Below are 16,353 nucleotides of genomic sequence, written 5' to 3'. Positions count from 1 at the left end.
CACCGTCATCGCCGACCCGTGGACGGCCTTTTGGGCCGGCGCTCCGTGAGGCACTCCGAACCGTACCATCGTTGGAGCGGCCGGAGCGACCCAGCCTTGATCCAGCGCAAAGTCGGCTGCGAGGTGCCAGCCTGGGCGCGGATCCATCGTCTTGCCGGCCCGGCCGCCGCCGACTTGCATAGCAAAAGTTGTGAGAGGCATCTCGGATGTCGGAATTTGCACCGATTTGCCGTATATGTTGCCTTTTCATGCAAGCAAAAATTGCGTATCTTTTATCGAATATGCTTCTTTGATTGTGAGCCACGAGGGCGATTTCCAGATAATATTTTATCAAATGACACGAATGACGCTGGGTTCATGCGGCTATGAACTTTGGATCCCATGCAGCGGCTTCTGGAGTGGATCGATGACGCTCCCCTTTGCAGCGTCCGGTACGGCTCAGAGTGTGGATGAAGGGCTGACCATCGAGGATTTCCGGCAAACCCTCCACGAGGTCGGGGTCTGCATCTGGTCGCTGGACATCGCGACGGGACGCGTCAGCGTCTCGCAGAGCTGTGCCGGTCTCTTCGGTGTCCCGTCCGATCAGTTGACGAGCTTCGCCGCCACCCAAGATCTGGTGCATCCGGATGATCGCCAGGCCCGCGCCGATGCGATCGAGCGGGTGGTGCGTGCCGGCGGTAGCTACGAGGTCGATTACCGCGTCAGGCCGCCGAACGGCCGGGGCGGCTGGCTGCGCTCGCGCGGGCAGGTGAATCTCGATCGCGACGGGCGGCCCGGGCGGCACCGGGGTGTCGTCTTCAGGATCGACGAGCAGAAGCAGGTGGAGGCGGAGCTGCGTGCCCGCGAGGCCCATCTCCGCTCGATCCTCGACACCGTGCCGGAGGCGATGGTGGTCATCGACGAGTCGGGCGTGATCCACTCGTTCAATCCGGCGGCCGAACGCCTGTTCGGCTATGGCGCCGCCGAGGCGATCGGGCAGGATGTCGGCATCCTGATGCCGGAGCCGATGCGGGATCGGCACGATGCCGACCTCGCGCGCTATCTTCGGACGCGTCTGCGCCACATCATCGGCACCACGCGGACGGTCACGGGCCGCAGGCGCGACGGCTCGACCTTCCCGATGGAACTCGCCATCGGCGAGATGAGCTCGGGCAAGCAGGTCTTCTTCACCGGCTTCATCAACGACCTCACCGAACAGCGGCGGACCGAGGTGCGGCTCCAGGAGCTCCGATCGGAACTGGGACACGTCTCTCGCCTGAGCGCCATGGGCGAGATGGCGACGACGCTTGCCCACGAGCTGAACCAGCCGCTCGGCGCCATCAGCAACTATACCAACGGCTGCCGCCGCCTGCTGGCGCAGCCCAGCCCCGAGACTATCGCCAGGGCCCAGGAGGTCCTCGACAAGGCGGCCGAGCAGGCGTTGCGGGCCCGACAGATCATCTCTCGCTTGCGCGAGTTCGTCACCCGCGGCGAGACGGAGAAACGGGTCGAGCCGGTTGCGACGATGATCGAGGAGGCCGGCGCCCTGACCCTGCCCGGCGCCGACGAGGAGGGTATCACGGCGCGGGTCGTGCTGGACCCGCAGGCGGGATCGGTCCTCGCCGACCGGGTGCAGGTGCAGCAGGTTCTGGTCAACCTGATGCGCAACGCCCGCGAGGCGATGCAGCGGAGCAGTCGGCGCGAGCTGAGGGTCGAGACGCGACGGGTCTCGCCGGAATGGGCCGAGATCGCCGTGTCCGATACCGGCACCGGCATCGCCGAGGAGGTGGCCGACCGCCTGTTCCAGCCCTTCGTCACCACCAAGGCCGGGGGAATGGGGGTCGGCCTCTCGATCTGCCGCACGATCATCGAGGCGCATGGCGGTCGCCTGTGGGCCGAGCGCAACGCCGCCGGCGGGGCGACCTTCCGCCTGACGCTGCCCACCGCGTCCGCGGGAGAACCGTGATCGATGGCGCCAGCCCTCGTGCATGTGGTGGACGACGATCCCGCCATGCGGGATTCGGTCGCCTTCCTTCTCGACACGGCCGGCTTCGAGGTACGGCTCTACGAGGCCGGCGCGATCCTGCTCAAGCGGCTCGCTCCGCCGGTCAGCGGCTGCATCCTGACCGATATCCGCATGCCCGGCCTCGACGGGCTGGAACTGTTCCGTCGCCTCCGCTCGGCCGGTCACACGCTTCCCGTCGTGATGATGACCGGTCATGGCGACGTGCCGCTCGCGGTGGAGGCGATGAAGCTCGGCGCCTGCGACTTCATCGAGAAGCCGTTCGGCGGCGAAGCGCTCCTTCAGGCGCTGCACTCCGCCCTGGAGCGGGGCGGCCACAACGGGACGACCGACCCGAGCCTTCAGGAGTTCGTCCGGCGGCTGCTGACCCTGAGCGAGCGCGAGCGTCAGGTTCTCGACCATCTGGTGGCCGGCGGCACCAGCAAGGAGATCGGGCGCATGCTCGACATCTCGCCGCGCACCGTCGAGATCTATCGGGCCAAGGTCATGGCCAAGACACGGGCGGGAAACCTGCAGGAACTGGTGCGCTGGGCGGTGCTGGCCGGTTTCGCGTGAGGCCGGCATGAGGCCCGCATGATACCCGCTTGAGGTCGATCAAGGTGGATGGCGGAACCGGGCCCATGATGGGGGGCTCGCTCCGTATGATTCTCGTGGCCCTCTCGGTCCGGCCGACGCCTCCAATGCCGCTCTTTCCCTCGAGCCTCATCTATGTCGTCGACGACGACCCGGCCGTCCTGCACTCGACCTGCTTCCTCTTCGAGAGCGCGGGGCATCGGGCCGTGGCCTTCGCCAGCGGGGAAGCGTGCCTGACGGCGTTTCCCGGGCCGAGCCCGGCCGTCGTGCTGCTCGATCAGATCATGCCGGGCCTCGACGGCATCGAGGTGTTCGTCCGCCTGCGGCACCTCGATCCCCGCGTGCCCGTCGTCCTGGTCACCGGGCACCCGAACCCGTCCATCCGCAGGAGGGCCCACGCGGCCGGGATCTTTCTGGTCGAGAAGCCTCTCGCTCTCGACGACCTGTCGGGACTGATCGCTGCGGGCCGGAATGACCGGGAGCGGCTCTGGTCGGGTGAGGAATAGCCCGCCGCGGGACTTCGCGGGCGCGGCGGCTTGCGCGGATCGGCCCAGGGCGCAACGTGGGGGGACACGGCGTGCGCCTTCCCTGCTCCGGCTGATCGCGAAGGCTGACAGGCGATGCCCCGCACGGCGTTGATCTCGCGCAATCCCGGCCGAGCGGGGTTCGGCCGCGCCGCGGGTTTGACGGCCCGCGGCCGCTCCGGCGGTAGCTCCGGCGGTAGCTCCGATGCCCTGGCGGACCCCTGCGGACCCTTGCCCGCTCGATCCGCTCCGATCGGTGGATCCGGAATGCCTCGCGAAGCGCCGCGCAGGCTTGCGCCGGGTTCGTTGCGGCACGGGCCGGTCTGCACCTCTACGTAGTTTTCCTTAAGCGAAGCCACTTAAGAGAGCGCACGGAATATCGTCGGCGCGACGCTGCGGCCACTCTCGCTCCCTTGAGACGGATGAGGAGCGAACCGATGGGCACCAAGCCGACACCGAGATCCGCCCTGGCCGCCGCGCGTTCGCGCACGCCGCTGCGGAGCATCCACGGAAACGGCCATGGTTCCGGCCATGGAACCGGCTATGGAACCGGCTATGGAACCGGCCTCTTCGCCGATTGCCCCGACCTTCTCGGCACGCCCTTCTCCTACGCCCGCGAGGAAGAGATCTACGGCGAGGGCGAGGATGCCGAGTTCGTCTACCGCGTCGTCGAGGGGGCGGTGCGGTCCCACAAGGTTCTGAGCGACGGCCGGCGCCAGATCACCGGCTTCCACTTGGCCGGCAGCCTGTTCGGCTTCGAGCAGGGCGACGTCCACTGGCACACGGCGGAAGCGCTCGCGGACACACGGGTGCTGATCTTCCAGCGCCGGCCGATCGAGCGCGCCGCCACCCACAGCGCCGAGGTGGCCTGCCAGCTCTGGAGCATGGCGACGGCCAACCTGCGCGATGCCCAGGATCTCACGCTCCTGCTCGGCCGCCGCTCCGCCCAGGAGCGCCTCGCGGCTTTCCTGGTCGAGGTCGACGGTCGGTTCGGCGGGACCGGGACATTCGCCCTGCCGATGACCCGGCGCGACATCGCCGACTATCTCGGCCTCACCATCGAGACCGTGTCCCGCACCTTCTCCCAGCTCGAGGAGGACGGGGCGCTGCGGCGCTCGGGCGGCCGGCAGATCACGCTCCACCGCGCCCGCCTCCGCCACGTGGTCGAGAACTGAGACCGCCTCCGCCCTCCGAGGGGATCGACCCGAAGGGATCGACCGGCCTGCGTCTCAGCCGACCGGAGCCGCCGAACGCGGGCCCTCTCGCCGGAACGCCGGCCGAAGGCGGCGTCCGGAAGGCACGCGCCGCCGCGCGGCCTCGGGCGCCGCTTCCGCGATCAATGGGCGAGGAACAGCGGCACCGGCGAGCGTGATAGAAGCGCGTGCGTCACGCCGCCGAGGAACCACTCCTTCAGGCGCGAATGGCGGTAGGCGCCCATCACCAGCATCTCCGCTCCGAAGAGCCCGACCTGACGCCTCAGCGTCTCCGCGGCGTCGCCCGCGACCGGCACGTTGGTCACCGACACGTTCACGCCGTGGCGGGCGAGGTGCGGAGCGAACTCCACGCCCGCGACCGAGGTCGAGAGATCCTTCTCGCCGACCACGGACACGATCTCGACCGCCTCCGCCGCGCGCAGGAACGGCAGGGCGTCGTTGGCGGCCCTCGCGGCCTGGGCGGAGCCGTCCCAGGCGACGACGATCCTTCGCGCCGAGAACGCGTCGCAGCCCGGCGGCACCACGAGCAGGGGCCGCCCGCTCCCGAACAGGACCCCGTCGATCAGATCGCGGTCGAGATCGACCTCCCGCGCTTCGGCGTCCAGAAGGGTCAGGTCCGCGAGCCGGGCGCGGGCGGTGAGCCGCCCGACCAGCTCCGGATAGGCCAGAGCGGGCACCTCGATCGAGCAGGTCACCCCTTCGAGGGAGGCCTCCGTCGCGGCGCGCTCGGCGATGGCCCGGGCCCGGGCGCTCAGGCGCCGGTTCTCCTGCGCGACCAGATCGTTGACGAAACCCCACCCCGATCCGCCGACCAGGGTCAGGCGCCGGGCGGCCGACTGGACGGTGAGGTGAGCGCCGGTCAGCCCGGCGAGCGACAGGGCAAAGCCGAGCGCGCTCGCCGTCTCGTCGCCGCGGCCCTCTTCGGTCAGACCGACGAGAATGTCGCGCAGGCCCACGAGGGCGGCGGACGGTGGGTTCGGCATCGATTTCCTCCGAGATGACGTTGATCCGGAGAGTGCCGCACCGAGGCAGGGTCGCCTTGATCCAGCGCAAGTCCGGGATTCGCGAGGGATACGGGCGGAGGCCGTCCGCCGGCGCCGGGCTTCGGCGCATCCGGTGCGGCCACTCCGGACTATTCGCAGGTTCGGCTCCCCGCGGGGCGAAGGTGCCGCGGGCGGGCTGCGGCAGCCTTGAGGTGGATCAAGGCATCGTCCGCCGGGCGCGGCAGGATGCCCCGGTCAGTCAAGGACGGGAGCGAGCGATGAGTGTGGTGCTTCAAACCATCGACATCGAGACGGTGCGCTACGTGCGGGTTCCGGCCGGATCGGTGCCGCACGACGATGCGGCCTCCAGGGCCGGCACGCGGGCGGCGGGCGTCGTCACGGATCTCGCGCGTTATCAAACCCTCCCCAGTCTGCAGGCGCTCGCCCTGGCCATCGTCGCCGCTGTGGCGACGACGGGGCTGATCCTCCTGGGGCTCTGACCGTTCGAGGCTGCGAAGCGAGGAGGCGGGAGATGGACGACGTCATCGTGCGTCAGCACGTTCTCGACGAACTGGAGCTCGCGCCGATGATCGACGCGGCGCAGATCGGGGTCACGGTCGAGAACGGCGTCGTGACCCTCAGCGGGCATGTGCGGAACTATGCCGAGAAGGGGATCGTCGAACGGGTCGCCCTGCGGGTTCGCGGCGTCCGCGCCGTCGTCGAGCAGATCGAGGTCCGCTATCCGGACAACCCGCGGATCGGCGACGAGGCCCTGGCCGACCGCTGCGCTCGGGTGCTGGAATGGGATGTGCAGATCCCCGAGCGATCCGTCTCGCTCAAGGTCGAGCGCGGCTGCGTCACGCTCCATGGCAGCGTGCCGCACTACTATCAGAAGGCGGCCGTGGACAAGGCGCTGCGCCGCCTCGCCGGCGTCACCGACATCGTCAACCTCATCGCCGTGACGCCGCCGGCCCAGGCCACGGAGGTCGAGGCCCGGATCCGGGCGGCCCTGAAGCGGAGCGCGAAGAGGCCCGACACGATCCGGGTTCAGGTCGAGGGCGGCAAGGTGACCCTCGACGGCTGCGTCGATGTCTGGCGCGAGCGCGAATTGGCCGAGCGGGCGGCCTGGTCGGTCCCGGGTGTGTCGGCGGTCGAGGATCGCCTGACGATCGCCTGAGGAGCGCGACGGACGCGGGTAGGCCCTGCCGTCCTGCGAGGTCGGTGCTGGCGAAGAATCGAGGTTCGGACCCCGGCGGCGGCGCAGGATGCCCGCCGAGCCGGAGCCAGGAAGCGGGAGATGGGCATGACGATCCGCACCATCACGGTCTCGGTCGATCTCGGCGCCGCAGCCGCGGATCGTGTCCAGCTCGCCGCCGGGCTCGCCGAACGTCTGCGGGCCTGTCTGATCGGCATCGGCGCATGCCGGGTCCCCAGCTACCTGCCGGTGGGCGACATGCTGGCGGTCGAGCGGATCTACGAGGACGAGGAGCGGCGAGCACGGGAGCAGCTCGAACAGGTCAGGGCCCTGTTCGAGCGCGAGGCGGGGACGATGCCGCGGACGGAATGGCGCTCGGCGCTGACCGATCCCCTCGCCTACCACGCCGAGCAGGCCCGGGAAGCCGATCTCGTCGTCGTCGGCCGGCAGGGACCGGCGGACGGCGATCCGGGTCCGACGGCGGCGCCCACCGGCGCCCTCCTGATGGCAGTCGGCCGTCCCGTGCTGGTGGTGCCCCCCGGTCTCGAACGGCTCGGGCTGGGATGCGCCGTCGTGGCCTGGAAGGAGACCCGCGAGGCGCGGCGGGCGGTGCACGACGCCCTGCCCCTGCTGAGCCTGGCGGAGCGGGTCTGCATCGTCGCCGTGGGCCCCGAAGCGCATCGCGCGGGCGCCGAGGGCACGGCGGCCTACCTCACGCGCCACGGCCTCGCGGCGACGACGCACCTGCTGCCGGATCAACCGGCCGTCGGCGCGGGGGACGCCCTGCTGCGCTTTGCCGGGCGCGAGGGCGCCGATCTGCTGGTGATGGGTGCCTACGGCCACAGCCGCCTGCGCGAGTGGATCTTCGGCGGCGCCACGCGCGACATCCTCCAGGCGACGCATGTCTGCTGCCTGATGAGCCACTGATCCCGAGGCCGCCATTCCCGAGGGGCCCGGCGCGGCGGACCGGCTCTCCCCTGGGAAAGCCTCATCCCAGGGCTTCATCCCAGGGCTTCATCGACGGGTCAGGCGTTGCCCGATTTCCTCGATCGGCAGCTTGGTCAGATCCTTGTCGATCTCGGCGATGACGACGTGCTTCAGGCGGTCCGAGAGCGCGTGCCGCAGGGAGGCCAGCGCGCGCGGCGGGGCGACGACGATGAGCGCGGGAATGGCGTCGGCGATGCGGTCCAGCGTGGCCGCGACCTCGTCGGCGAACCGGTGCTCCGCGATCTCGTGCCAATCCGTCTGCGCGATGGCGCTACGGTGCTCGCCCTGCCGCACGCGGGGCGGCCGGTCGGTTCCCTGCTCGCGGGTCGGCGGGTTGGGCGGCGCCTCGAAGAGATGCTGCACCTTCAGGCTGACATGCAGGGCGTGGCCCTCGTTGCGCAGCACCAGGGCGCGGCGGCCGTCGCCGACGAGGACGTATCCACCGTGCGGGATCTTGAGGTTGAACGCCTCGGTCATCGGGGGCTCCGGGCCGGATCTCGGGTCAGTGACTCATCAGGCAGCTGATCGGCGCGCCGGCCAGCAGGTCGCGGGTGACCCCGCCGAAGACCCATTCGCGCAGGCGTCCGTGGCCGTAGGCGCCGAGGACGATCAGGTCGGCGGCCTGCTCGGAGGCCGCCTCGACCAGCGCCTGGGAGGTCGCGGCACCGCCCGCCTCCCAGCGCAAAGCCGTGGCGTCGATATCGTGGGCCTGAAGGAAGCTGACGACGTCCGCCGTGTCGTCCGTGCCCTGCCCCTCGTCGATGGACACCACGATGACCCGCGAGGCCCGGGACAGGAACGGCAGCGCGTCCCTGACCGCACGGCGGGCCTCGCGGGTGTTCTTCCATCCGACCGCGACCCGCCGGACGTCGAGGTGATCGATGCCGGGGGGCACCACCAGAAGGGGCCGCCCGAGATGCATGACGAGATCGCCGGGATCGACCGAGAACAGCAGAGGGCCGGATGGGGACTTTCGGCCGACGACCACGAGGTCGGCCGCGGCGGCCTGCCCGATCAGGAACGGAAGCGGAAAATCGAGGTTCGAGCGCCACTCGACGCGGCTGCGCCCGCCCGCCGCCGCCTCGAAGACGGCATGTGCGCGCTTGAGGTCGTTGAGGATGAGCTCGTTGTTGGCTGCCAGCGCATAGGCGCTCGCCGGGATCGGGCCGACCGGCGGGACGGCATAGGACGCCTCCTCCGCCGCGACGCCGATCAGCCGGGCCCGGAAGTCGTCGGCGAGGTGTCCGGCGAGGTGGACCCGTTCGCGCGCCCCGGCCGAGAGATCGACGGCCACCATGATGCTGGCATAGGTCATGGGAGAGCTCCTGCCGCAGGAGGTTGACGGTTGGCGCGCGCCGTGCGGCCGGCGGATCGGCCTCGTGCCGGCGGAGCCCGAGCCGGATCCGGCGTCGCAGGCCCCGTTCGGTGGAAGCCGAGGCTAGGCGCGATGGCGGGACCGACCTTGATCCAGCGCAAAACCCGACCCGCGGCGACGATCGCCGCCCTTGCCGCCGAGGGACGGCGGAGGGAGTCTCCGCGCCGCTCTCAGGGCGCCTTGATATCGATGCGCTTCGGCTCGGGCGGGGTCAGCGCGCCCTTGGGCAGCGTCACCGTCAGAATGCCCTTGTCCATGCTGGCCTGGATTTCCTCGGCGTTGATGCCGGCGGGCAGTTCCAGGCTGCGCACGAAGGCGCCGTAACTGCGTTCCGTGACCTTGCGCGCGCCCTCCGTCTGCTCCTTCTCCTGCCGCTTCTCGCCGCTGATGACGAGGGTGTCGTCGGCGAGCTCGACCTTGACGTCGTCACGCGTGAGCCCCGGCAGCTCGGCGGTGATCTCGACCTTTCCGTCCTTCTCGACGACATCCATGCGCGGCACCGCGCCGCCCTGGAAGAGCGGGAATCCGAGGCGGAGATCGCCGAGCATGGACTCCGCGAGATGATACGAGGGGAGCGGCGTGGCGCCCGGATCGGTCGAGGGAGAGCGGTGGCCGAGCGTGAGGAGCGATTTGAGATTCATGGATCATCTCCCGTCAGGCGGCTGCTTCCCGCCGCTCGGGGGAGTCTGCGGTCCGCGCGCCGTCCTGGCGATGAGGTGGATCAAGCGGAGACGATCAAGTCGTCGCGCCGAGCCGCGCCGAGCGAAGAGCACGGGCTGCTTCACTCCTCTCGCGGGGCGATGAGGGCGATGCATCGCCGCCCGCGTGAATCGCGCCCGATCCCTTCGGAACGGCGCCGGGCCGGGTCTCGACCTCGGCTCCGCCCGACGCGGCGCTCGCCGAGGCCGAGGCTCAGGCGCTGGCGACGCGCAATGCGACGGCCAACCGCTCGCAGCAGGCCTCCTGAAACGCCCGCGGGCCGTCCGATCAGGCCGCGGGGCGTCGGGCTGAGATGCTTCCGGCCGCGGCCGCCCCGCGCGAGGAGGCCGCTCGCCTCGGCCGTGGCCAGCATGTCGCGGACATGCGGCCGGGATACCCCGAACCGTGCCACGATGTCGGAGAGGTCGCTCTCGCGGATCAGGGCCTCCGCGTCCGTCTCCCTCAGCAGGATCACCCGCATCAGGACCTGGAAGCCCTGATCCATCCGCCTCGCGAAAGAGCGAACACGGACGTCCCCTCTGGCCCCTTATTCGGGCGGCAGGTCCGTCTCGGGGCCCGTGTCGGTTTCGGGCTGGGTCGGCACGTCGACCGCCGCGGGGGCAGCAGCGGGGGCAACCGCGCGGACGCGCGGCCCGGCCGATGGGGCAGACGGCATCATCGCCGCGCCCGAGGCGACGAGCCCGGCCAGCATCCGCAGGTCGGTCGGCTGACGCGGATCGTCGGCCACGCGCTCGGCATCGACCTGGAGGCGCAGGTTGCAGGCTTTCGGGGCGAGCGCACCGTCCGGGGTGCAGGCATCGTGGCGGGCGCAGGCCGCGTCCAGCGCATCGACGGGGGCCGCCGGCGCGTTGTTGCCGGGTCCGCAATAGTTGCCGTGCAGCAGCATCGGGGGACCCTCGACCGCGGCTGCGGTTTGGCTGAAGGCGGGGACCGTCAGACCGGCCACCAGAACGAGCGGAAGAATGGAACGGGTCATCGGAAGGCGTATCTCCTGTCGTTGAGCGGTGGCGGGTGCCGTCCCGGCGCCGCCCGGTCGCGCTGCGCGCGCGACGACCGGTCTGAAGAGGGGATGTCGACGTTGAGTCGTCGCGCTTCGGCCGTCAGCGGAGGCTCGCGGAGCGCCGCCCGGCCGAGGCGGTCATTCCCTCGTCGAAGGCGGCCCGGCAGCCGGGGCTGAGGCTCGCCCGCTGCGCCTTCATGCAACTGACGATGCGGCCGCGGTCGGGGATCGATGTCAGGCACAGCCGCATGACGTCATCGCGGCAGAGAGCGGCCTGCTCCTCCTCGCCGGCCCGCACGCTGGTCGTACCGGCGGCCGAGAAGGCGATCAGAGCCAGCGCCGTGCGGGTTCCGATCCTCATCATCCAACGTCTCCTGTCTCCTGCCGGCCGGGCGAACGCTCCGGCCAAGGTCCGACGGTGAACGCCAGGGGATGTCGAGCCGTTCCTTCGCCGGCTTGGGCGCCGGCTTGGGCGCCGGCTCGATACCGGCCACCTCGCAGCCGCCGGTGAGGTTTTGCGTGTCTTCAGACAGTCCGAGCTTCGTATTGATATAAGACAATATTAAATCGGTTCGATGATTTCAGTTTGAAACATCATTTGGCGGCGGCGTTTTGCGACTGTGTCTTGCTCGGGAGATCATTCATGCGAAAAGTCCACGCCGTCTGTTTTGCCTCACTTCTTCTGGTCGCGGGTCCCGGTGCGGCCACCGCACAGCAAACGTCCGGCCAGGACGCTTCGAAACCATCCGTCCCCGCGGGCTCATCTCGCGCTGGAACGGCGGGCGAGATGCGGAAGGGCGACGCCATGAAGGCCGGGGAAATGGGCGGCGGCTCCGGGAATACGGGCGTACCGGGAGCCTCCCCCGCTGCGGAGGGCAACAAGAACCAGGATTCGCGCACCACGAAGACACGCGACCGCTGAGCCGGTTTGCCCGCGGCCGGGACCGCCCGATCCGGACGGTTCCGACCTCAGGCCGCTTCCGGCCTCTCGCGATGCAGGTAGTTCGGCCGGAATTCAGCCATGTCCATGAGGCGCGGCAGGTCGCACAGGGTCAGGCGCCTGCCGGTGCGCTCGATCAGCCCCGCGCGCTTGAGTTCGCCCAGCGAACGGTTCACGTGCACGCTGGTCATGCCGGTGGTGTCGGCGAGGTCGAGCTGCGTGATCGGCAGATCGTAGCTGTTCCCGAAGGTCAGCCCCACGGCCCGCAGGCGCACGAGCAATTCGCAGAAGAGGTGGGCCAGGCGCTCCACGGCGGAGCGTCGACCGAGATTCATGATCCACTCGCGCAGGATCGCCTCGTCGACGAGTGCGGCCGTGCGAAGGCTGCGGGCCAGGGCGGGGCGCGAACGCAGATCCCGGCCGGCCTCGGGGGCGACCCGCGCGACGCGGCAGTTGGAGAGCGTGCCGACGGCGTGATCGATCCGGTTGAGGACCGAGCTGTCGAAGTCGCAGATATCTCCCGGGACGAGGTAGGCCATGATCTGGCGCGCCCCGTTCTCCCGCAGCCTGTAGCGGCAGGCGAAGCCCTCGATCACCGCGATCATGCCCTCCGGCCGATCGCCTTCACAGATCAGGTCCGCGCCGGCCGGGACCGGACGCGTTCCCGCCTCGAGCATCGCCAGGGCCGCCGCATCCGCATCGTCCAACCGGCCGAACCCTTGCAGCTTGCGCAGGACGGGTCCGCTCATCGCCGTTCCGCCGCCCGGCACGACCTTCATTGTGCCCATTGCGCCCGTCCCGCCCGATCGGCCAGCTCATCCATCGCCTAAGTGCGTCGCACCGCCGGGCCGGCTCGGTTGGGCGCGCTCCCGAAACGTGAGAGGCCCGAGCCGCCGTGAAAACGGGCGAAGCGGCCTCCCCACCGTGCCCTCGCCGATCGTCCGCTGGACCGGCACGATCGAAGGGAGCACGTGGGTGACACGGAAACTAGAGGGCAGTTTAAGCATCGATGCGACGCGATGTAAGCCGGTCCGCCGCTCGGTATGGTTTCCGACATTTCGATATTTGCTGGGGCATCGGTATGAGGCGCGAGCGCCGAGACCCGACATCGTATCTTGGGGGCGCCCCGGTCGGATACGGTTGCCGTCAAGCTGAGGCGGTGCGGTCGGCGCGAGGCTCTTCGTCGGCGCCTCGATCAATGGCCGGTCCCGGCTTCCGGGCGGCCCGGCGAGGCCGCTCGTCCGGAGCGAACCGGAAGCGGCCGAGAGCGGGAGCGGAGGACGGCCGTACGATCGCGGCCGTGACGGGCGGCTTCAGGGCTGCGCGATCCGCCGGACGATCCGGGCCACGGTGGCAGGGTCGAGATCGGGATAGATCGGCAGGCACAGCACCCGGTCGGCGGCCATGGCGGCCACGGGCAGATCCTCGCGTCGGGCGCTCGGCAGCGTCCGGTACATCGGGTGGTCGGAGATCAGGGGGTGGAAGTAGCGCCGCGGATGAATGCCGTCGCGCTTGAGCGCATCGTAGAGCGCCTCGCGGCCGATCGGATAATCGGGACCGACCAGGATCGGGAAATAGGCGTAGTTGGCCGTCCCCTCCCCCGCGCGGTCGAGACAGCGGATGCCGGGAATGTCGCGCAATCCATGGCGGTAGGTCGCATCGATCGCCTGTCGCCGCGCCAGCACCGTGTCGATATGCCGAAGCTGGACGAGGCCGAGCGCGGCATTCAGCTCGCTCATCTTGCCGTTCAGGCCCACGCCGATGACCGAGGTCTCGTCGTCGAAGCCGAAATTCTTGAGCTTGTCGATCCGGTCCTTCATCGCCGGATCGGCACAGACGATGGCACCGCCCTCGAAGGTGTTGAACACCTTGGTGGCGTGGAAGCTCAGCACCGACAGGTCGCCGTGGTTCAGCACGCTCGCGCCGCGATGGCGGACGCCGAAGGCGTGGGCGGCGTCGTAGATCACCTTGAGCCCGTGCCGGTCGGCGATCTCCGCGATGGCGTCGACATCGCAGGGCTGGCCGTAGCAGTGGACCGGCAGGATCGCGCTGGTGCGCGGGGTGATCGCGGCCTCGATCCGGGCGGGGTCGAGGTTGAGGGTCACCGGGTCGATGTCCACGAACACCGGTGTGAGGCCGCTCCAGAGAAGGGCGTGCGACGTCGCCACGAAGGAATAGGGCGTCGTGATCACCTCGCCCGTAAGATCGAGCGCCCGCAGGGCCATGATCAGCGCGGTCGTCGCGTTGTTGAACAGGGCGACCTGCGGCACGCCGAGATGACCGCTCAGCCGCGCTTCCAGCTCCTGGTGGAACGGGCCGCCATTGGTCAGGATTCGTGTCTGCCAGATCTGGCGCAGCAGCGGTTCGAACTCTTCGAGAGGCGGCAGGAACGGCCGGGTGACGTAGACCGGTCCGGCCGCCGCCTCCGCGTCCCCAGCCGCGTCTGGCCCGGAAGCGAGGACGCGCGCGAATTCCTGCTCCAGCCGGCGCAGGGTCTCCTGCACGGGCAGCGCGCCCGGAGGCGCGGCGAGCGCGGGGGCATCCGCCCCGGGCGTGGGATCAAGCGGCGCGGTTCGCATCGACCCGGCGCCTTCTCAGGATGTGCGAGGGGCCTGCGGCCTCTGCGGCGCGGCGGGTGCAATCGGCCGGCGCCATGGCCGCCACCGATCCGGCCGAGCGCGTTCTGCGATGTTCGAGCATGCCCGGCCTTCCTGCACCGGCCGGACGTTAGGAATTGTTTGGCTAACGAACCGTTAACACCGCCCCGACAGCGCGTTACGGCGGCCAGAACGACGAAAGCCGCCCAAGGGCGGCTTCTCGTAGGTCGGTCAGTTTTTATGAAGAAACTGGAGCGGGCGAAGGGATTCGAACCCTCGACCCCAACCTTGGCAAGGTTGGGACATTCCGTTTCATTGCGTTTCCTGGTGTGTCACTGCGTGTCATTGTGTGACCTAAGTGATTGATTGGGTTGACAGAATTGTTGCATTAGCTTTCATTGCATGGCCCTGCGTTTCAGAAAGCGTGAAGCCTGGGTGCAGCCCGAGGAGCATGCGGATGAAGCGCGGGAACTCAGTGCGGCTGACAAGAGCAGTCGTCGACAAGGCCAAGGCGCGGCCTTCGAGCTACTTCGTCTGGGATCTGGATCAACCGGGCTTCGGACTGCGCGTCCAGCCTTCGGGCGTGAAGGCCTTCTATGTCCAGTATCGTGTGGGACGAGGTCGAACCGCAAAGCTCGACAAGCTCAAGCTTGGCGATGCCGGGACCATGCGTGTCGAAGACGCTCGGAACGAGGCCCGGATCAAGCGTGGGCTCGCAGCGGACGGAAAAGACCCGGCGAAGGAACGCCGGAAGCTCCGAAACTCGTCGCTCGTATCGGAACTGATCGACCTTTACGAGAATGAGGGATTGTACTGCCGGACAGGTAAGCGGCAGGGGCAGCCCTTCGGAGAGAAGACGAAGCGCTACACGATGGGCCGCCTTCGCAACCACGTAGTCCCCATCCTCGGGAAGCTGAATCTCTGCAATCTGACGGAGAAGGATGTCGAGACGCTCTTCAAAAAGGTGTCCGAAGGCGTAACTGCGACCGGGGTTGGAAAGGACCGCAAGCGGGACAGGAAGGGCAAGGCCGGGCAGAGGAGCTCCGGGTCCGAAGGAGGCGAGTGCAAGGCGGGCGGGGGAGACTCCGCTGGCAGGCGGTCTGAGGTCTGCGGGGGGGTGGGCGCCGCCAGGAAGGTCATCCGCGACTTCTCGTCGGTCTGTAGCTTCGCGGTCGAGCGCGGACTCATGGTGTCCAACCCGGTGCGGACTGCGAGGGTTTCCAAGGTTGACGGTGAGAGAAAGAGCTATCTGACCCTGGCCATGATCAAGCGGCTAGGCAAAGCGCTGGACGATGCAGAGCAGTTGCATGGGGTCAATCCCAAAGGCCCCGACCAGATCCGGCTTTGGCTGCTGACCGGCCTGAGGCGTGAAGAGGGGGCTGGTCTGCTCTGGGACGAGGTGGACTTCGAAAGGAACCAGATCGTGCTCAAGCGCTCGAAGAGCATACCGGAGCGCCCACTGACCCCCGAGGCACTCAAGCTTCTCATGGAAATCTGGAGGAAAACGCCGAAGGTCCGTGGCAGGCCGGCCTCCAGGTACGTCTTCCCTGCGGAGCACGGCATCGGCCACTACACCGGCACCAAGCGTATTCTGCCGCTACTCAAACGCCTCGCAGGTCTCGACGAACTCTTTCCGCATCTGCTGCGGCATACCCTCGGCTCGAGCGCCGTGTCCGCCGGCCTTAGTTTGCGGCTGATCGGAGCGATCCTCGGACACAAGAATCCCCGTTCGACGCTCGTCTACGCCCACGTGCAGGACAAGGCTGCATTGGACGCTGCCGCTCCGGTCGCTTCGAGCATCGCCTGCGCCCTTGTATCCTTCAGGTCGGATGCCATGCCGTGCCGTGCGGCCGCTGCCGGCCCGCCCCCTCCCCTCGTTCGGCCGGGGCAGTTCGTTCATCCCGCGGCAAGCGCGCCGGAGCAGACTGCGCGCTCCTCCCGCAAGGAGTCGAGCCTGTGAGCGTTCCAACTGCCGTTCCTTCCGAATGGGTCGAGCTTCGGCTCGCGCCATTCGTTCTCGGCCGGAATGCCGAACCGTCCGAAGCTGACGTGCAGCGCGATGCTGATCTCACTCACTGGCTGGTCACTTTGCCGAGTTTCCCCTCAAGCTTATGGGTCGAATGGGATGCCGGTATTGTTTGTGCTGCCTGACCTTGCCCCCTGGCCTGCCCTCGTTCTGAAGCTAGGGTCCGTCGATGAGGAGACGGACGATGAAGAAGAGCCGGTTCAGCGAAGAGCAGATC

The 16,353-nt window shown here is 68.9% G+C and carries 18 protein-coding genes; 9 read left to right on the top strand and 9 right to left on the bottom strand.

The annotated features are described in order from the left end of the window. Window positions 1–406 precede the first annotated feature (406 nt). The 4 genes from HNR01_RS19545 to HNR01_RS19530 all read left to right on the top strand — a co-directional run bounded on the left by HNR01_RS19545 (window position 407) and on the right by HNR01_RS19530 (window position 4,274). The gene (locus tag HNR01_RS19545) at window positions 407–1,945 is read left to right on the top strand and encodes a sensor histidine kinase (RefSeq protein WP_183669369.1); all 1,539 of its coding nucleotides are present in this window, start codon (window positions 407–409) and stop codon (window positions 1,943–1,945) included. Between the two features lie 3 nt (window positions 1,946–1,948). Further along, window positions 1,949–2,557, top strand: a complete 609-nt coding sequence (fixJ, locus tag HNR01_RS19540) for a response regulator FixJ (RefSeq protein ID WP_017484663.1) — start codon at window positions 1,949–1,951, stop codon at window positions 2,555–2,557. Window positions 2,558–2,682: 125 nt separating this feature from the next. Beyond that, window positions 2,683–3,081, top strand: coding sequence for a response regulator transcription factor (locus tag HNR01_RS19535; RefSeq protein WP_183669250.1), 399 nt, complete (start codon window positions 2,683–2,685; stop codon window positions 3,079–3,081). A gap of 455 nt (window positions 3,082–3,536) precedes the next feature. Continuing rightward, window positions 3,537–4,274 carry a helix-turn-helix domain-containing protein gene (locus HNR01_RS19530; protein ID WP_183669248.1) on the top strand — a complete coding sequence of 246 codons (738 nt, stop codon included), beginning with the start codon at window positions 3,537–3,539 and terminating at the stop codon, window positions 4,272–4,274. A 161-nt stretch (window positions 4,275–4,435) separates the two neighbouring features. Here HNR01_RS19530 and HNR01_RS19525 read toward each other — a convergent pair whose 3' ends face one another. Next, window positions 4,436–5,296 (bottom strand): universal stress protein, encoded by an 861-nt coding sequence (locus HNR01_RS19525; protein ID WP_183669246.1) that lies wholly within the window; start codon window positions 5,294–5,296, stop codon window positions 4,436–4,438. A gap of 278 nt (window positions 5,297–5,574) precedes the next feature. Between HNR01_RS19525 and HNR01_RS19520 the strand changes: the two genes are divergently transcribed. The 3 genes from HNR01_RS19520 (at window position 5,575) to HNR01_RS19510 (ending at window position 7,418) form a co-directional block, all read left to right on the top strand. Then, window positions 5,575–5,796, top strand: a complete 222-nt coding sequence (locus HNR01_RS19520; protein ID WP_017484667.1) for a hypothetical protein — start codon at window positions 5,575–5,577, stop codon at window positions 5,794–5,796. 32 nt (window positions 5,797–5,828) lie between these two features. After that, window positions 5,829–6,473: a BON domain-containing protein gene (locus tag HNR01_RS19515; RefSeq protein WP_017484668.1), complete on the top strand. Its 645-nt coding sequence runs from the start codon at window positions 5,829–5,831 to the stop codon at window positions 6,471–6,473. A 126-nt stretch (window positions 6,474–6,599) separates the two neighbouring features. Continuing rightward, window positions 6,600–7,418: a universal stress protein gene (locus tag HNR01_RS19510; RefSeq protein WP_183669244.1), complete on the top strand. Its 819-nt coding sequence runs from the start codon at window positions 6,600–6,602 to the stop codon at window positions 7,416–7,418. 87 nt (window positions 7,419–7,505) lie between these two features. Here the strand turns inward: HNR01_RS19510 and HNR01_RS19505 are convergent, their stop codons facing one another. From HNR01_RS19505 to HNR01_RS19470, 8 genes are all read right to left on the bottom strand, one after another. Next, the gene (locus HNR01_RS19505; protein WP_183669241.1) at window positions 7,506–7,955 is read right to left on the bottom strand and encodes a host attachment protein; all 450 of its coding nucleotides are present in this window, start codon (window positions 7,953–7,955) and stop codon (window positions 7,506–7,508) included. 25 nt (window positions 7,956–7,980) lie between these two features. Beyond that, window positions 7,981–8,793: a universal stress protein gene (locus HNR01_RS19500; RefSeq protein WP_183669239.1), complete on the bottom strand. Its 813-nt coding sequence runs from the start codon at window positions 8,791–8,793 to the stop codon at window positions 7,981–7,983. A gap of 230 nt (window positions 8,794–9,023) precedes the next feature. Continuing rightward, complete coding sequence (locus HNR01_RS19495) at window positions 9,024–9,494, bottom strand: Hsp20/alpha crystallin family protein (RefSeq protein ID WP_183669237.1); 471 nt, start codon at window positions 9,492–9,494, stop codon at window positions 9,024–9,026. Between the two features lie 140 nt (window positions 9,495–9,634). After that, window positions 9,635–10,057, bottom strand: coding sequence for a helix-turn-helix domain-containing protein (locus tag HNR01_RS27645; protein WP_246417563.1), 423 nt, complete (start codon window positions 10,055–10,057; stop codon window positions 9,635–9,637). A 42-nt stretch (window positions 10,058–10,099) separates the two neighbouring features. After that, window positions 10,100–10,549, bottom strand: coding sequence for a phospholipase A2 family protein (locus HNR01_RS19485; protein WP_183669235.1), 450 nt, complete (start codon window positions 10,547–10,549; stop codon window positions 10,100–10,102). A gap of 124 nt (window positions 10,550–10,673) precedes the next feature. Then, entirely contained in the window at window positions 10,674–10,937 is a 264-nt protein-coding gene (locus HNR01_RS19480; RefSeq protein ID WP_183669233.1) for a hypothetical protein, read from the bottom strand. A 605-nt stretch (window positions 10,938–11,542) separates the two neighbouring features. After that, complete coding sequence (locus HNR01_RS19475; RefSeq protein WP_183669367.1) at window positions 11,543–12,292, bottom strand: Crp/Fnr family transcriptional regulator; 750 nt, start codon at window positions 12,290–12,292, stop codon at window positions 11,543–11,545. A gap of 534 nt (window positions 12,293–12,826) precedes the next feature. Then, complete coding sequence (locus tag HNR01_RS19470; RefSeq protein WP_246417562.1) at window positions 12,827–14,092, bottom strand: DegT/DnrJ/EryC1/StrS family aminotransferase; 1,266 nt, start codon at window positions 14,090–14,092, stop codon at window positions 12,827–12,829. A gap of 475 nt (window positions 14,093–14,567) precedes the next feature. Between HNR01_RS19470 and HNR01_RS19465 the strand changes: the two genes are divergently transcribed. Next, window positions 14,568–16,070 carry a tyrosine-type recombinase/integrase gene (locus HNR01_RS19465; RefSeq protein ID WP_012455684.1) on the top strand — a complete coding sequence of 501 codons (1,503 nt, stop codon included), beginning with the start codon at window positions 14,568–14,570 and terminating at the stop codon, window positions 16,068–16,070. Then, window positions 16,067–16,261 carry a hypothetical protein gene (locus HNR01_RS19460; RefSeq protein WP_183669232.1) on the top strand — a complete coding sequence of 65 codons (195 nt, stop codon included), beginning with the start codon at window positions 16,067–16,069 and terminating at the stop codon, window positions 16,259–16,261. Before HNR01_RS19465 ends, HNR01_RS19460 begins: the two co-directional genes overlap by 4 nt. The last annotated feature ends 92 nt before the right edge of the window (window positions 16,262–16,353 follow it).

It is taken from the genome of Methylorubrum rhodesianum (assembly GCF_014199985.1).
Classification (GTDB): domain Bacteria; phylum Pseudomonadota; class Alphaproteobacteria; order Rhizobiales; family Beijerinckiaceae; genus Methylobacterium; species Methylobacterium rhodesianum.
The sequence above is the reverse complement of the archived record's forward strand: the minus strand, read 5'-3'. Positions and strand labels throughout refer to the sequence as shown.

Bases quoted from the DNA above. Each gene is read 5' to 3' on its own strand.
- HNR01_RS19500 (WP_183669239.1), bottom strand. From the start codon at position 8,793: ATGACCTATGCCAGCATCATGGTGGCCGTCGATCTCTCGGCCGGGGCG.
- fixJ (WP_017484663.1), top strand. From the start codon at position 1,949: ATGGCGCCAGCCCTCGTGCATGTGGTGGACGACGATCCCGCCATGCGG.
- HNR01_RS19505 (WP_183669241.1), bottom strand. From the start codon at position 7,955: ATGACCGAGGCGTTCAACCTCAAGATCCCGCACGGTGGATACGTCCTC.
- HNR01_RS27645 (WP_246417563.1), bottom strand. From the start codon at position 10,057: ATGGATCAGGGCTTCCAGGTCCTGATGCGGGTGATCCTGCTGAGGGAG.
- HNR01_RS19465 (WP_012455684.1), top strand. From the start codon at position 14,568: ATGAAGCGCGGGAACTCAGTGCGGCTGACAAGAGCAGTCGTCGACAAG.
- HNR01_RS19480 (WP_183669233.1), bottom strand. From the start codon at position 10,937: ATGATGAGGATCGGAACCCGCACGGCGCTGGCTCTGATCGCCTTCTCG.
- HNR01_RS19525 (WP_183669246.1), bottom strand. From the start codon at position 5,296: ATGCCGAACCCACCGTCCGCCGCCCTCGTGGGCCTGCGCGACATTCTC.
- HNR01_RS19520 (WP_017484667.1), top strand. From the start codon at position 5,575: ATGAGTGTGGTGCTTCAAACCATCGACATCGAGACGGTGCGCTACGTG.
- HNR01_RS19535 (WP_183669250.1), top strand. From the start codon at position 2,683: ATGCCGCTCTTTCCCTCGAGCCTCATCTATGTCGTCGACGACGACCCG.
- HNR01_RS19515 (WP_017484668.1), top strand. From the start codon at position 5,829: ATGGACGACGTCATCGTGCGTCAGCACGTTCTCGACGAACTGGAGCTC.
- HNR01_RS19485 (WP_183669235.1), bottom strand. From the start codon at position 10,549: ATGACCCGTTCCATTCTTCCGCTCGTTCTGGTGGCCGGTCTGACGGTC.
- HNR01_RS19545 (WP_183669369.1), top strand. From the start codon at position 407: ATGACGCTCCCCTTTGCAGCGTCCGGTACGGCTCAGAGTGTGGATGAA.
- HNR01_RS19495 (WP_183669237.1), bottom strand. From the start codon at position 9,494: ATGAATCTCAAATCGCTCCTCACGCTCGGCCACCGCTCTCCCTCGACC.
- HNR01_RS19470 (WP_246417562.1), bottom strand. From the start codon at position 14,092: ATGCGAACCGCGCCGCTTGATCCCACGCCCGGGGCGGATGCCCCCGCG.
- HNR01_RS19530 (WP_183669248.1), top strand. From the start codon at position 3,537: ATGGGCACCAAGCCGACACCGAGATCCGCCCTGGCCGCCGCGCGTTCG.
- HNR01_RS19475 (WP_183669367.1), bottom strand. From the start codon at position 12,292: ATGAAGGTCGTGCCGGGCGGCGGAACGGCGATGAGCGGACCCGTCCTG.
- HNR01_RS19510 (WP_183669244.1), top strand. From the start codon at position 6,600: ATGACGATCCGCACCATCACGGTCTCGGTCGATCTCGGCGCCGCAGCC.